Raw genomic sequence first — 15009 nt, 5'->3', positions numbered from 1 at the left:
GCACAGCTGCTGCGATTTGCTCAGCTTGATTCTGCCGTGGCCGATGGTGCTTTTTTCTTAAGTTTAGGAAACTTACGCAGACGCCAAGCAGGCCACAGCGCCAGCATAAATGCCAAACCCAACACGATAAAGGTTCGCTCAAAGGCTTGCGTTTCAGCGGCAAAGTCTCCGCCGAGTGACTGATACTGCCAATCCAGAAAAACTGTCAGTAAGTTAATCCCAAATGCGCCACCTAGCTGTCGCACAAAGGTGACTGCACCCGCTCCGTAAGGCAACTCATCAACAGTTAAGCTATTCAGCGAAGCGATGCTCAGCGCTGGCATGATCAAACCAATACCTATACGCCCTATACTCGCAATGATGCACAGCCATAAAAAACCACTGCTGGCTCCCCAAATGCCATACCACACAGAAGAAACAGCAAATAGAAACAAACCAATACACAGCAGCCAAACAATTGCTATTCGGTCACATAACCAGCCACTGGCAAACGAAGCCAAGCCTAATAAGATTCCCGCCGGCAGCAATAAAACCCCAGAATGACCAGCGCTGTAACCTTTAATTGACTGTAAAAACAAAGGAATTAAATAGGTTGAGCCGTACAACCCTAGACCTAACGCTAAGGCCACCCAGCTGGCCCTTCTAAAGGCAGCTAAACGCCATAAACGTAAGGATAAAATAGGCCGATTACTGTTGAGCGTACGCACAAAAAATAAGCGCGCACAGATGACAGTTAATAATGCCAGACTTGTCACATGCCAATCATTCCAAGCATAACGTTGCGCTTCTGAGATTGCACCAAGCCCAGCAAATATCGCCACAGTCAGCAAGATAAATGAGCGCACATCCAAGCGCTTAGCGTTTGCATTACGCTCATCAGGTAACAACCAATGCCCTGCCGCCATTAACACAAAACAAACCGGCAGCGGCAACCAAAACGCTGATGTCCAGCCAAAGTGGTCAACTAAATAGCCGCCTATCGTTGGCCCAATACTGGGAGCAATCATCAAGCCTAAACCGTATACACCTAGCGCAGCACCGCGCCCACCACCGGCGTAGACGCGAAAAATCAATACGGTTGCTAGCGGTTGAATCATCCCAGCACTGGCGCCTTGCAGAATGCGCAACACTATCAACTGCCAGCCTTCGGTGGCTATTAGCGCCGCAATTGAGCACAGTACAAATAAGCCGATACTGACTTGTACCGTCCATCTCGAGCCAAATTTAGCTTGCGCCCAAGCAGCTAATAAAAGCCCCGCTGTCATTGCAGCTAGAAAGCCAGTGGCGAGCCACTGCGCCAGCGGCAGCCCCATCGCAAACTCATCCATAATCGCTGGCAGCGCTACGTTAATACTGGTCGATGACAGCACCATCACCATGCTGCCAAGCATGAGTACGCCTAACAACCAAACACGATAAAGCGCACCAAAGCGTGCATTTAAACTCGCTAGATCACGTTTCATGTGTTTTTTCTAAATTAGCCAACATACGTCGATGAATGTCTTGGCAGTGCTGAATATCTTGTTCGGAAAGGCCGGTAAAAATTTCTTTGCGTAAGGCCGTGGCAATGCACTCAATTTCTTCAATAATGCCCAAGGCCTTATCTGTGAGTGCAATATTTTTAACGCGACGGTCGGCCTGATCAGGCTGGCGCTCAATTAACTGCTGTGTTTCTAGCGCATCTAGCAATCGAGCTAAAGTGGGGTTCTCAACACCGACACTGCTGGCTAACTCACCTTGCGTCGGTAATTTTTTATCACGTGACAGATGTAACAAGACTAACCAACGCGCCTGTGACAAGCCAAGTACCGCTAAACGCCTATCCAACTCAGCGCGCCACGCTCGCGATAAATGCGTCAGCTGCATACCAAAGCGATGCTGTTCATACATGGCTACATAGTCTCCAAGCTAACCATTAGCTGACTAAGTATACCAATAAAAAAGTAAGCGCGTAGATAAGAACCTGCACCTTATGTCGTATGATGCATAAGGTGCAGGCCAATGCATATTACTTAATAACGGTACGCGCAGTATTCAAATAAACAGGGCCCGCTTCTTTGAGGACATCACGGTTGGCAGTTTCTGAAGCAATATGTATTTTCTCAAGTACCTCTGCCAACTCGTCTAAATCAATATTAATTTTCTCTAGCGCATTTTCTAATGTGTAGCTTAACTCGTGGATAGCCGCAAGATCAGCGTCAGTAAGCTCTTCACCCGCCAAAACTTTCTCTAAACGATTATTATATTCAGAGAAATTAACCACTGCCGTATTTAAATCTGGCGCCGCAAGGCCTCTAAAATGACTAGGACGCTCATCATCAGCAACAGCAGCACCAGCGACGACTAAGCTGGCGGTTAAAATTGCACTTTTGATTATGTTTTTCATGACACTTCCTGGGTAGTTATTTGAGTGCGAGCAAATTTACCAGAGCACTCCGCCAATAGCAATCATTATCATTCACATTAAGCACGCTTTATGTTCTTACAGTCGCGCCTGCACATCAGCTAGCCTAGCCACCTTTTTATATAGCGTGCATAATTGCCGTATATAGGCAAAACTCTCATTTTATTATGAGAGCTTGCAGCACAATCAATGAGCCAGTACAGCCTTATTGATTGTGCTCAGTCGAGCAAACTCGTGCAGCAAAATAGCAACAGCTATCAACCACGTGGGCTGTGCAATCGCCTAAAACGATTCCATAATCAGCGCGTCATAACGTCACAGTTCATCTTAAAAGACTATGTTTTTGGGCATTTTAGCCAAGAAATCATAGCCTTAGATCAAAAAGAACTTAAAGATCCCAATAATCCTACTTGTACGCTATATCGACCTGCACGATAATGACGCCCTTACTAACAACGGCCTGTGCCCCTATTCCTTATGAGCGAACTTTTACTTATTTTGGTTAGCGCCATACTGGTGAACAATTTTGTATTGGTTCAGTTTCTAGGCCTATGCCCATTTATGGGCGTCTCAAAAAAAGTTGAAACAGCCATAGGCTTATCACTGGCCACGACATTTGTTCTAACCTTGGCATCCATCTGCAGCTATTTAGTGCAGCACTATATCCTCAAGCCCTTTGATATAGAGTTTCTGCGTACCATCAGCTTTATTTTAGTCATTGCGGTGGTGGTGCAATTCACCGAAATGGTGGTTAATAAAACCAGCCCGATGCTGTACCGCGTGCTCGGTATTTTTTTACCATTGATCACGACCAATTGTATCGTCCTCGGTGTCGCGCTATTAAATGCAAACCGTACTGAATACACATTTATTCAGGCCAGTGTGAACGGTTTTGCTGCAGGCCTTGGTTTTTCTTTGATATTGGTGCTATTTGCCGCCATGCGTGAACGCATTGCTATTGCTGACGTGCCAAAGCCGTTTCAAGGCGCTGCTATTGGCATGCTAACAGCCGGCCTGATGTCGCTTGCATTTATGGGCTTTAGTGGTTTGATCAAGCTATGAGCATGATATTCATCTCTGTCGCAGCACTGGTTGGACTCAGTTTAGTCTTCGGTGCCATATTGGGCTTTGCCGCAGTGCGCTTTCGTGTGGAAGGCAACCCCATTGCAGAGCAAATCAATGCGCTGCTCCCACAAACGCAATGCGGCCAATGCGGTTACCCTGGCTGCAAACCCTATGCAGAAGCCATTGCTGCAGGCGATAAAATCAACAAGTGCCCCCAGGTGGCGAAGCAACAATTCAAGCGCTGGCTGAACTACTTGACGTAGAACCTGAACCACTGGATGCAGTGGAAGGCGAAAAGCCACAAATGGTGGCCTTTATCCGTGAAGATGAGTGCATCGGCTGTACAAAATGTATTCAAGCCTGCCCCGTCGACGCCATCTTAGGTGCTGCTCGGCAGATGCATACAGTAATTGCTAATGAATGCACCGGCTGCGACCTCTGTGTTGAACCCTGTCCCGTCGATTGCATTGATATGATTCCTGTTGCACAAACGTTACAAAGCTGGAAATGGGAACAGCCTTTACCGCCTGGCACTTTAATTGCGACGGATCGGGAGTCTTTGTCATGAACACTTGGCCTATTCACCCGCTGCGCGGTGGCATACATCCGCCGCAACGCAAAACCTTATCCAATCAGCAACCTATACAGCGCGCGCCCCTGCCTAAGCAATTAATCGTACCGCTATTGCAGCATCTTGGCAGCCCGAACGACGCGCATGTAGGTGTGGGTGATCATGTCCTCAAAGGTCAATTAATCGCTGACTCAGCCAACCCAATCAGCGCCCCAGTGCATGCGCCTAGCTCTGGTGTTATTAGTTTTATTGGCCCGCAACCTTACCCGCACACGTCCGGTAAACTCATGGACGCGATCGTCATTGATACCGACGGTTTAGATAAATGGTGCTCGCTGGAGCCACTTGCTGATTTCCATACGGCAAGCGCACCTAAGTTATTGGACAAAATTCGCCAAGCCGGCATCAGTGGCTTAGGTGGTGCCGGTTTCCCAACGGTAATTAAGCTGTCTCCAGCCGCTGATCAGCCAATAAAGACGCTGATTATCAACGGCACAGAGTGCGAACCGTATATCACTGCTGATGATGTTTTAATGCGTGAAAAAGCAGCGCAACTGATGATTGGCATCGATATTTTGGTGCGCATTTTACAACCTGAAAACATACTGATTGCAATTGAAGACAACAAGCCCGAGGCGATTGCTGCAGTACGCGATGCCCTCAACGATCGCAGTTACCATGTTGTGGCTCTGCCGACAATTTACCCATCTGGGGGCGAGCGTCAACTGATTCAAATTCTCACAGGCCAAGAAGTCCCCTCAGCACAAATACCTGCTCAGCTGGGCATCTTGTGTCAAAACGTCGGTACCGTGGTCGCCGTGCATGATGCTGTTATTGAAGGTAAGCCTCTAATTTCGCGAATTACCACGCTCACTGGAGAAGCACTGCACAACCCTATGAATGTTGAGTGCCTCATTGGCACGCCGGTGATCGATCTACTTGAGTTTGCTGGCCTGCAAAAAAACAAAATGAACCGGTTGATTGCTGGCGGCCCAATGATGGGCTTCACCTTGCCATCGCTGCATGCACCCGTAATTAAAACCAGTAACTGCTTGTTGGCTGCTAGCGCTGAAGAGCTGCCCGCGCCCCCGCCGGCCATGCCATGTATTCGCTGTGGTGATTGTGCGCAAGTCTGCCCTGCTAATTTACTGCCGCAGCAGTTGCATTTTTATGCTTTAGGCGAAGATCACACACAACTGCAAGCCCACAATTTATTTGACTGCATTGAATGCGGCGCCTGCGCTTACGTGTGCCCATCTAGCATTCCTCTAGTACAGTATTACCGCTCAGCAAAAGCCGATATTCGTGAGCAGGCTAAAAAGCTTGCCAAAGCCGAGCATGCCAAAGAGCGTTTTGAGTTCCGCCAAGAGCGCTTGCGCCTTGAAGAAGAACGTAAAGAGGCTGAACGCAAAGCGCGCGCTGAGCGTTTAGCTAAGAGTAAAGCCGCACAAGCCAAAAAAGCTGCGCAGGCGCAAGAATCTGATGCCAGCAGCTCAACTGCAACGCCTGAAGATGAAATTAAGCGCCTAAAAATTGCCGCAAGCATGGCACAAGTGGCCTTGCGTAAAGCACAAAAACAGCTTGATACGCACGGCACTGAAGAACTGCAAGCACAGGTTAAGCAATTGGGCGTTAGCGCCGAACAAGCCAAACAGGCCTTAGCGGCAGCCACTGCCACGCCAGCCAAAGCAGCAAGCACACCAGCAGATGATGAACTCAAACGCTTGAAAATTGCATCAAGTATGGCCCGAGTTGCTCTGAGCAAAGCACAAAAGCAGCTGGATACACACGCAACTGAAGAACTGCAAGCGCAAGTTGAGCAATTGCGTGCCAGTGCCGAGCAAGCCAAACACGCTTTAGATGCAGCAACAGCCGCTACTACGAGTGTACCTGCCGTTGCTAAGAAACCTGCGAAAGCAGAACCCAGTGCAGCTGAGCAGGCGCTCAAAAAAGCCAAAATTGACGTAGCCATGAAACGGGCTGCGCTGCGTAAAGCCGAGCGCGCTGAAGCAGACGCAGAAACGTTAACGGCATTGCAAGCTGAACTGAGCCATGCTGAACAAGCATTAGACACACTTACTCAAACCGAAGAAGTTGGCGTATAACGCTCAGCTTTTGTAATATTTTGGAGTACCGATGACTCTGCCCCGTATTACATCACCTCACGCCAAGGGTGCCAATCGCACGCAGCGCGTTATGCTGCTGGTGATGGCCGCTAGCATGCCTGGCATTTTGGCGCTGAGCTATTTCTTTGGCATCGGCCCCCTACTTAATATTGCTTTAGCCTGCGCATTTGCACTGCTCTTTGAAGCCTCTATTCTGGCGTTACGTAAACGCTCGGTCATGTTCTTTCTTAAAGACTGCAGTATTTTGGTGACAGGCTTACTCTTGGCTCTAGCTTTACCGCCCTATTCGCCGTGGTGGCTGATCGCCGTCGCCGTAGGTTTTGCTGTGGTATTTGGCAAGCAACTGTTTGGCGGGCTGGGGCAAAACCCATTTAATCCTGCCATGCTCGGTTACGTCGTGGTGCTGGTGTCCTTCCCTGTCGACATGACCGCATGGCCAGCGGCGCACAGTGTTGATATGGCCGCAGGTATACAGCACGTCTTTTTTGGCCAAGCTTTTCCCGATGCATGGAGTCAGGCCACCGTTCTGGATGCCCTAAAAACCAACACGAGCCTGACGCTTGATGAGTTGTGGGGTGACAACCCAGCCTTTGGTATGTTCGCTGGCTATAGCAGCGAGTGGGTCAACCTGGCTTTTTTACTCGGTGGGTTATTTCTATTGCACAAAAAGCTCTTTAGCTGGCATGCACCGGTCGGCATGCTTGCTGCACTGTTTATTATGAGCTTAATTTTTTGGAATGGCAGCGGCTCAGATTCGAACGGCTCACCACTGTTTCATTTGCTCAGTGGTGCGACCATGTTGGGCGCATTCTTTATTGTCACCGATCCCGTCAGCAGTGCCACCAGCGTGCTGGGCCGCTTGATATTCGGTATGGGCGTGGGCGTGTTGGTTTACATTATCCGCGCGTGGGGCGGCTACCCCGATGGTGTAGCCTTTGCCATCCTGCTGATGAACCTTTGCGCACCGACCATTGATTACTTCACCCGTCCACGCACCTATGGCCACGCAACCGCCAAGCGCGGCTTTAAGGCAGGAGAATAAAATGCTGCCAGAAATCAGTCGTTCAGTGCTTAAAAACAGTTTGGTTTTAGCTTTGTTTGCTGCAGTGACCGTTGCCGTGGTTGCCATCACCCAGCAATCGACCGAGTCACGTATCGCCGAAGCAGAGCGCGAAGCACAAATTCGCACACTTGGCGAAATATTGCCGGCCCACAGCTACGATAATGCGCTACTCGATAATGTCATCTACTTAAACGAGTCATTATTAGGTCATCGCAAAGACACCCCAGCCTACTTGGCAAGTCTAGGCGGCAAACCGGCAGCAGTGATTTTGCAAGCCAATGCACCAGACGGGTATAGCGGCACCATTCAATTATTAGTTGGCATTATGGCTGACGGTACACTCAGCGGTGTGCGTGTTATTCAGCATAGAGAAACACCTGGCTTGGGTGATCGCATTGAGCTGGCGAAAAGCCCGTGGATTAAAAGTTTTGATGGTAAAAGCCTAAACGATCCGCAAGAGCGCGGCTGGGCAGTGAAAAAAGATCACGGCGATTTTGATCAGTTTGCTGGCGCCACTATTACTCCACGCGCCGTAGTGGCTGCCGTGCATAAAGCGCTGCAGTATTTTGATCAGCAGCATGCCCAGCTTTTTGCGCCATTAACTGCAGCGGAGGCAAGCCAATGAGCCCATCATTTCGCGATATCACGGTCAACGGCCTCTGGAAAAACAACCCTGGCCTCGTACAATTACTCGGCTTATGCCCATTGCTTGGCACCAGCAACTCAACAGTCAACGCACTGGGTTTAGCCATCGCCACCGCATTGGTATTGATCTGTTCTAACGCTGCCGTGTCACTGATCCGCAACGCTGTCACCAATGCCGTGCGCTTACCCGCCTTTGTCATGATTATTGCAGCGCTGACCACTTGTATTGAGTTACTGATGCAGGCGTTCACCTATGAGCTGTTCCAAATTCTCGGCATTTTTATTCCACTGATTACCACCAACTGCGTGATTCTCGGCCGCGCTGAAGCCTTTGCTGCAAAGAACTCAATGCTGCGCGCGAGCTATGATGGGCTGGTGATGGGCGTTGGCTTTGGCTTAGTGCTCGTCATTATCGGCGCGACCCGTGAGCTGCTCGGTACGGGGATGTTATTTACTAATATGCATTTGTTATTTGGCAATGTCGCCGAACACTGGCAAGTTATTGTCTTCGAGGATTACAAAGGCTTTTTACTGGCCATTTTGCCGCCCGGTGCATTTTTAGTCTTAGGTCTATTGATCGCCTTAAAGAACTGGATCGACCAGTATTATGCAGAGCATATCGCCAGTAAAGCAGACGCTGTAGTCCCAGCTAAGAGCCGCCGCGTGCGTGTCACCGGTGTAGTGGACTAAGTAAGGTGATAACGATGGAACAACACGGCATATTACGCAGCTGGAATGGCAATAAAGGTTTTGGCTTTATCCATGCTGATAACAGCGATTATTTTGTACATATTTCTAACGTACATGGCGAGCGTCGCCCACAACAAGGCGAAAGGGTTTACTTTGTTGCAAGTAAAGATGAAAAGGGGCGCTTGCGTGCGCAGCATGTTCGTAGCACAGAACCGAGCATTGATCGCCCTGCAACTCGCCGCAAGCCACAAAGCATGTCAGAGGCTGGCACAGCACCGCACCGGCAGCACTTGCACACCTCAATCCGTCTAAAAAAAACCTTACCCCTACTGGTTATCACCTGCATTATTCCAGCCATGGGTACTTGGCAAGCCTTTAGCCACAATGCCGTACTTTGGCCGCTGCTGTTTTACGTATGCATGAGCGTCTTCAGTGTCTTGCAGCTCTGGTGTGATAAACATAACGCACAAAATGGCGCTTGGCGCATCCCTGAAAAACAACTGCATGCGGTTGAGCTGTTTGGCGGCTGGCCTGGCGCCCTATTAGCCCAGCAGCTGCTACGCCATAAAACCAAGAAAACCTCATACCAAGCTGTGTTTTGGCTGATTATCTTAGTGCACCAGGTATATTGGCTTGATCAGCTTGGTTTTGCTGGGCAGCTGCTGCACGGCATCCTTAATGCCCTCTAAGCGCTGCGATCGATTCGGTAGCATTTAGTGATGCGTGCTTAAAGCTCACGCACCCAGAACAGCTCATGGCGGCGCACAGCTTTACGTAAAAACTCATTGTCGCCAGTCTTTGGCCAACGACGTCCGGTTAATAGCTGCTGAATCATGCGGCGCACACGCTTTTTAAGCGGTTGCGCTGGCTGTAAATCATGCTGCATCAACAATGCCATGGCTTTATCCAGCTGCTGCTGTTCACTCAAAACAAAACTGAACAGCTCATCGGCCGGCAGTTCAAGCATAGCTGGCGGCAGCGCCACACCCATATTGGCATCTCCCATCGGCCAGCGATCATTGTCATGCAAATGGTTGGCATACAAAAATAATCGCTTAGGCTGCCAGTCGCTCTGCTCCAGCGCTTGAAAAAATGCCTGCGTGGTAGCGATATGATCTGCATGCGGATCAAGCTCCGGATGCGGCATCACCACAACATCAGGCTTAAAGTGCATTAAACAGCCAGCTAGGTCAGCGACCAAGTTCTGCCATGTTGGCAATCCAGAAGCATCAGCAGGCAATTGCATTGCATTGAACTGCCGCGCACTGCGAATATCCGCTTCACCTGACTGCTTTGATGCAAAGGGCACATCCGGCTGCTTGACCATATTCGGAAGCTGCATGCAGTAATAGCCCAGCTGCACACAATTGGCCTGCGGCACACCACCCCACAGCGGAATCGCCATGCTATCCCAAGTACGCAAACGCCCTTTGAGCTGCGCTGCGTGCTGCTGTGATAAGCCTAACCGCTGGTAATGTTCTGCTTCTATTTCACCCTGAGTCAGGGTGACGATACTAACGTTCTCAGCACTGCTGTACAGGCCGAATGCCGCCAACTCAGCATCATCAGCATGCGGCGCGAGAATCATAATATTTTCCGCAAGCGGACTCGGCTGCCTAAACACATACAATTTCACATCGCTAGCAACACTGCAAAAACGCCCCTGCACTGGCAGGCCGTCAGCAACCAAGGCATCAACCTGCCCCGTTAAATTAAAATAGCGTACACCTTGCGCACCGCGCTCAAATGTTTGTTGATCGTTACCGATACGAATACTTGGATCAAACCAGCGCCCTAACCAAGAGCTTTTGATCTGTACTTTGGCAATCACAGTCGCTTGCACGTGCGGCACTGATTCACTATCCAGCTGCCAGCAACTATTAACAGCACGCACACTGATCGACTCGACATGCTCTGGGAAGCGATATTGGTAGTCATCTTGCGGCGCGTAAAACAAATGATCAGCAAACCAGGCTTCATGCGCAACCCACAGCACTAACACTGCGAGCGGCAACAGCCAGAATGACACAGCCAATCCTAGTATCAGCAAGCACACAACAATCACCAGCATGGCTACGCGTTTATTGCGGCGGTGTTGTTTAAGTAATTGCTGTTTACGCACTGACATCAGGACACCTCATATACTGCAACGCGATTGCACCAGCGGTCTTTATACTCACGATCGGCACGACCAAAAGAATAACGCAGCGGTTTACCCTGCTCACGCGCATGCTGCCACTCATTCTGCGTATTTACAAAACTCAAGACACTGCCAGGGCTGAGCGAATTGTAATCAGGGTCGACGCCACCATTAATGTATTCAAGACTGATCCACTCAGGCGCCTCAACACGATACAACACTTGAAACGCAGCGGGCTCATCATTAATTGTAATAAAATTGCCAGTCATAAACTCAGCCAACAAACTAAATACTTCAGCAAGGCAGTCTTTGCCTGGCACAGCAAAGCCCCAGCGCTTCTCAAACAAAGCGGTATACATCTGCGCTTGCTCAGTTGATGTCAGTGCAGCAATCGGCTTTATCAGCCCGCCTTGTTCTTCTAACAAACGCTGCTCGCGGCGCTGGTTATAGCGAAATTTTTTGCTGTACTCCTCAGGCTCACGGGCCAGCGCCAAACCTTCTTTTTGCTCTTTGAGCGTAGAGATGCGCTGCGCATGCAACTCAGACACATAGCGGGCTTTATGACGCAAGGTAATTGTCGAGTCTGGTGCTTGTGGAAGAATGATTTCCGCATTACCTAAATCAAACACCCCTCGCTTTTTTTGCTGCTTAAGTACCGCTTTAGAGAGCGCGATATGTCGTCCCCATGTTGGTACAGCAGCCTGCAACTCACCCTTTTCAGAGCAACCCAGATAACGTACCGCAATACCTGCTAAATCAGATAAACGCTCAACTACATCGGGATGTGTTGCGACACTACCGCCCCAGCGCAACCAAGCTGCGCGATACTCTTTAGCATTGATGGGATGCCAGCCACGCTCACGGTACAGACGAAAATAGCTCAACATAACCCCAATGACTCCAGCCGCACAATTAAAGAGGCAATTCTAACACAGGCAAACAACAGACCTGCGCAGATCACTCACCTACCTACCGCCATCATGCAACGCTCTGCTAAACTGCTTGATCTTTTACTAGCAGATAGGCTTTTGCCTGCTGCACATGTCATTTATAGGGGCTAGGTTTGTATGCGGGTTTTAATTACTGGGGCACAGGGCCAAGTTGGCCAGGAATTGATGCTTTCTGCACCAGTTGGCTGGGAAGTGCACGGCCTTGGCTCAAGCGATCTCGATATATCTGATGCCGCGCAGGTGATGACAAGCGTACAAACTCTACAACCACAGCTGATCATCAATGCTGCCGCTTATACCGCTGTAGATAAAGCTGAAAGTGATAGCGAGCACGCCCATGCCGTTAACCACCTTGGCGCTGAAAATCTAGCCAAAGCAGCAAACAGCTTACGCCGCCCACTACTGCACATCTCCACCGATTACGTTTTTTCCGGTGAACACACACATCCTTATACAGAGCAAGACACGCCATCACCGAGCAGCGTGTACGGTGTAAGTAAATGGCTGGGCGAGCAAGCCATTCATGCGTTCTGCCCAGAACACATCATCTTGCGCACCAGCTGGGTGTTTGGCCTACATGGTCAAAACTTTGTAAAAACCATGCTACGTCTAGCTCAAGACCGTGATGCGCTGAGCATTGTCAGCGATCAAGTCGGCGGCCCAACATCCGCACGCAGCATCGCGCAAGCCTTATGGCTGATTGCTCAGCATTACAAAAACAACGGCACATGCGCCTGGGGCACCTACCACTTTAGCGGCGCACCAACCTGTAGCTGGTACGACTTTGCTACAGAAATCTTTATCCAGGCTGCAGAATTACAGTTAATTGCCAAAGCGCCCTCGCTAAGACCAATCACTACCAGCGATTACCCCACCCCAGCACAACGCCCTGCTTATTCAGTGTTAGATAATACAAAGCTAGGTGAACAACTAAAGATTGCGCAAAGCGACTGGAAAAACGAGCTAAACATCATGTTACGCGCACTCAAAGATGCCCAATAACACTGTTTCAGGTAAGATCGCAGCTTAACTATTAAGGCCACTGCATGCACAAGCTCGACCATAACGACTATTTAGCCCTGCGTGAAAACTGCAAAGTCATTGAGCAAGACGGCTTTGGCGATAAAGTCATGATCCTGCAAGACGGCACGTTTTTAAAACTGTTTCGCCGCAAGCGCTTGATTACCTCAGCAGCCATCTGGCCCTATGCACAACGCTTTGCCGATAATGCAAAAAAACTAGAAGAGCTCGGCATACCCTGTCCAAAAATCATTCAGGTATACCGTATTCCCAGTATTGAACGTGATGCTGTGCACTACCATCCGCTGCCTGGCAGAACCTTGCGCGACATCTATCGTGGTGATACTGAATACCCTGATGATCTACGCGAGCGTTTTGCAAAGTTTGTTACCCACATCCAAGATCTCGGCGTGTATTTCCGCTCGATTCATCTTGGTAATGTGGTGCTTACACCTGAGGATGAGTTGGGACTGATTGATATTTCAGATATGAAGATTTTCCGTCGGCCATTGAGTCAGTGGCAGAGGAAGAGGAACTTTGTGCATATGAGGAAGGATGAAAGGGATATAGAGTGGTTGAATTTAAGTGAGCGCTAAAATAGCTTCTGCAGCACAAGCAAAAAAACACCATCATACTTACTTAATCGTAAGCGCCCTTAAATCAGCACCCCAGTAAACAGGCGCTTAGCTTAATCCAGCTTTACATTCCATGGCAGCAGTAGTTCAAGTTTCTCAAGCGTGTCGGCAGTCGCGATGTGGTCCAGAATATGTTTGATGTAGGCTTGCGGTGCTAAGTTATTGGCTTTGGCCGTTTCAATTAATGAGTAACAAGCAGCACTGGCTTCTGCGCCTTTACGTGTGTCAGCGAATAGCCAATTTTTACGGCCAATAGCAAAGGGGCGGATTGCGTTTTCGGCCATGATATTGCTAATCATCAGGTCGCCGCGTTCGCAATAGCCAATAAGGTATTGCCATTGGTTTAAGGTGTAGTCGATGGCTTTTCTGAGCGCGCTACCTTTCATCACTTTGCCAGCGTTTTTCTCAAGCCATTGTTTAAACTCGTTGAGTATTGGCATGCTGATTTCTTGACGGGCCTTTAAGCGCTCTTCATCCGTTTTGTCTGCGATGTTGCTTTCTACGCGATACAGTTTACGGATATAGCTGAGTACCACATCGGTTTTACTCACAGTGCCTTTCTTGGCTTTAGCCTTAGAATCAGCACTTTTGTCAGCGTCAACAAATTTACGTCGCGCATGATCCCAGCAGCCGATACGGGTTAGGCTGTTCTCTTTGCAAACTTTGCTATAACCAGAAAAACCATCGGCTTGCAGCACGCCTTCAAAATCATCCAGCAAGCGCACAGCCACACTGCCTGCACGTGAAGGATCGTACTCAAAAAGAACACTCTGTTTTTCGGGCGGTCCGCCACGGATAACCCACATCCATTTATCCGATTGTGCTGTTTTACCGTCTTCCTTTAGCACTTGCAGACGGGTTTCATCCGCTTGCAAGTAATTGCCGCTGTTTTGCACCTCGCGCATCAGCTGCAATAAAGGTTTCGCCACATCGGCAAAGCGTATACACCATTGGGCCATGTTATTGCGCTGAATCGACTGGCCTAAGTTTTTAAACTTACCTTCTTGGCGATACAGAGGCATGCCGTACAGATATTTATCTACAATAATGTGGGCAACCAGTGAAGTGCTGGCTGAGCACTTGCCAAAAGGATGTACTGGGCGCTGCGCCGCAATTATCTGTTCTTCTGACGTGCTTTCTTTGGAAGTAAAAACGGCTTTTTCTTGCCAGTGCTCCAGCACTTTAAGTTGCGCTGGTATGTAGTGCAGCTCTTCTTTGACTTTGGTGAAAAAAGTCTTATCGGCACCGGCTTTTTCCAGCTCAGTCAGCTTGTGCTCAATGCGTTCGCGTACAAGGTGTGCAGAAAAACCACGCTGACGTGTCTGGCGCTCTTTGCGTTGCTGAGTAATACTTTCGCCTTCATCCGCCGATTCAGGCAGGGACTCAAACAGCTCATCGAGTTGGGCTTCGAGCTCGGTTTCATCAAAGAGGTTGAGCTGAAATTTAGATTTTTCACTGCTGGCACTGAACTTTTGTTTTTTCAGCAGACGGTTCATTTCTTCCAGCAGTTCAATACGGCGATGGGCATCTTGCAAAGCAGTGTTCTGCTCATCAATAACAGCCTGAAATTGAGCCACAACTGAACGCAATTCAGCAGCGCTTAGGCTGCTTAAATCAGGGGTTTTCATGGTGGTTTTAGGCTGTTTTTTCATGCCGAAATTATAGCAAAACCCGCCACCAAAAGCACCCTTAAAAGCAGC

The 15009-nt window shown here is 49.2% G+C and carries 14 protein-coding genes and 1 pseudogene; 9 read left to right on the top strand and 6 right to left on the bottom strand.

Features of this window, described 5'->3' with window-relative positions; all coding sequences use genetic code 11:
* Positions 1-20 precede the first annotated feature (20 nt).
* The 3 genes from FXF61_RS01910 to FXF61_RS01900 form a co-directional block, all read right to left on the bottom strand.
* Positions 21-1463: a DHA2 family efflux MFS transporter permease subunit gene (locus tag FXF61_RS01910; RefSeq protein WP_151183680.1), complete on the bottom strand. Its 1443-nt coding sequence runs from the start codon at positions 1461-1463 to the stop codon at positions 21-23.
* Positions 1453-1890, bottom strand: a complete 438-nt coding sequence (locus FXF61_RS01905; protein ID WP_151183679.1) for a MarR family transcriptional regulator — start codon at positions 1888-1890, stop codon at positions 1453-1455. The genes FXF61_RS01910 and FXF61_RS01905 overlap by 11 nt, the downstream gene beginning before the upstream one ends.
* Before the next feature lie 118 nt (positions 1891-2008).
* On the bottom strand, positions 2009-2386 hold the full coding sequence (locus FXF61_RS01900) for a DUF6746 family protein (RefSeq protein ID WP_151183678.1): 378 nt from the start codon (positions 2384-2386) through the stop codon (positions 2009-2011).
* 495 nt (positions 2387-2881) lie between these two features.
* Here FXF61_RS01900 and rsxA point away from each other — a divergent pair, with 495 nt between their 5' ends.
* The 7 genes and pseudogenes from rsxA (at position 2882) to FXF61_RS01865 (ending at position 9253) form a co-directional block, all read left to right on the top strand.
* Complete coding sequence (rsxA, locus tag FXF61_RS01895; protein WP_151183677.1) at positions 2882-3466, top strand: electron transport complex subunit RsxA; 585 nt, start codon at positions 2882-2884, stop codon at positions 3464-3466.
* A pseudogene (gene rsxB / locus FXF61_RS01890) lies at positions 3463-4037 on the top strand (electron transport complex subunit RsxB). The gene rsxA and the pseudogene rsxB overlap by 4 nt, the downstream one beginning before the upstream one ends.
* The gene (gene rsxC / locus FXF61_RS01885; RefSeq protein WP_151183676.1) at positions 4034-6145 is read left to right on the top strand and encodes an electron transport complex subunit RsxC; all 2112 of its coding nucleotides are present in this window, start codon (positions 4034-4036) and stop codon (positions 6143-6145) included. The pseudogene rsxB and the gene rsxC overlap by 4 nt, the downstream one beginning before the upstream one ends.
* 31 nt (positions 6146-6176) lie before the next feature.
* On the top strand, positions 6177-7208 hold the full coding sequence (locus tag FXF61_RS01880) for an RnfABCDGE type electron transport complex subunit D (RefSeq protein ID WP_151183675.1): 1032 nt from the start codon (positions 6177-6179) through the stop codon (positions 7206-7208).
* Position 7209: 1 nt separating this feature from the next.
* Positions 7210-7854 carry an electron transport complex subunit RsxG gene (gene rsxG / locus FXF61_RS01875; RefSeq protein ID WP_151183674.1) on the top strand — a complete coding sequence of 215 codons (645 nt, stop codon included), beginning with the start codon at positions 7210-7212 and terminating at the stop codon, positions 7852-7854.
* Positions 7851-8564 (top strand): electron transport complex subunit E, encoded by a 714-nt coding sequence (locus FXF61_RS01870; RefSeq protein ID WP_151183673.1) that lies wholly within the window; start codon positions 7851-7853, stop codon positions 8562-8564. The genes rsxG and FXF61_RS01870 overlap by 4 nt, the downstream gene beginning before the upstream one ends.
* A gap of 14 nt (positions 8565-8578) precedes the next feature.
* Positions 8579-9253 (top strand): DUF1294 domain-containing protein, encoded by a 675-nt coding sequence (locus FXF61_RS01865; RefSeq protein WP_151183672.1) that lies wholly within the window; start codon positions 8579-8581, stop codon positions 9251-9253.
* Positions 9254-9291: 38 nt separating this feature from the next.
* Here FXF61_RS01865 and FXF61_RS01860 read toward each other — a convergent pair whose 3' ends face one another.
* Both FXF61_RS01860 and FXF61_RS01855 read right to left on the bottom strand, forming a co-directional pair.
* Positions 9292-10692 (bottom strand): PIG-L deacetylase family protein, encoded by a 1401-nt coding sequence (locus tag FXF61_RS01860; RefSeq protein ID WP_151183671.1) that lies wholly within the window; start codon positions 10690-10692, stop codon positions 9292-9294.
* A complete protein-coding gene (locus FXF61_RS01855) occupies positions 10692-11591 on the bottom strand; it encodes a GNAT family N-acetyltransferase (RefSeq protein WP_151183670.1) in 900 nt (299 codons plus the stop codon). Before FXF61_RS01855 ends, FXF61_RS01860 begins: the two co-directional genes overlap by 1 nt.
* A gap of 180 nt (positions 11592-11771) precedes the next feature.
* On the opposite strand from FXF61_RS01855, the gene rfbD reads away from it, so the two are divergent.
* Positions 11772-12656 (top strand): dTDP-4-dehydrorhamnose reductase, encoded by an 885-nt coding sequence (rfbD, locus tag FXF61_RS01850; RefSeq protein ID WP_151183669.1) that lies wholly within the window; start codon positions 11772-11774, stop codon positions 12654-12656.
* Between the two features lie 44 nt (positions 12657-12700).
* Positions 12701-13270, top strand: a complete 570-nt coding sequence (locus tag FXF61_RS01845) for a toluene tolerance protein (RefSeq protein ID WP_151183668.1) — start codon at positions 12701-12703, stop codon at positions 13268-13270.
* Between the two features lie 92 nt (positions 13271-13362).
* On the opposite strand, the gene FXF61_RS01840 is transcribed toward FXF61_RS01845, so the two are convergent.
* A complete protein-coding gene (locus FXF61_RS01840; protein ID WP_151183667.1) occupies positions 13363-14961 on the bottom strand; it encodes an IS66 family transposase in 1599 nt (532 codons plus the stop codon).
* Positions 14962-15009 lie beyond the last annotated feature (48 nt).

This window comes from Pseudomonas sp. C27(2019) (assembly GCF_008807395.1).
Classification (GTDB): domain Bacteria; phylum Pseudomonadota; class Gammaproteobacteria; order Pseudomonadales; family Pseudomonadaceae; genus Denitrificimonas.
The sequence above is the reverse complement of the archived record's forward strand: the minus strand, read 5'-3'. Positions and strand labels throughout refer to the sequence as shown.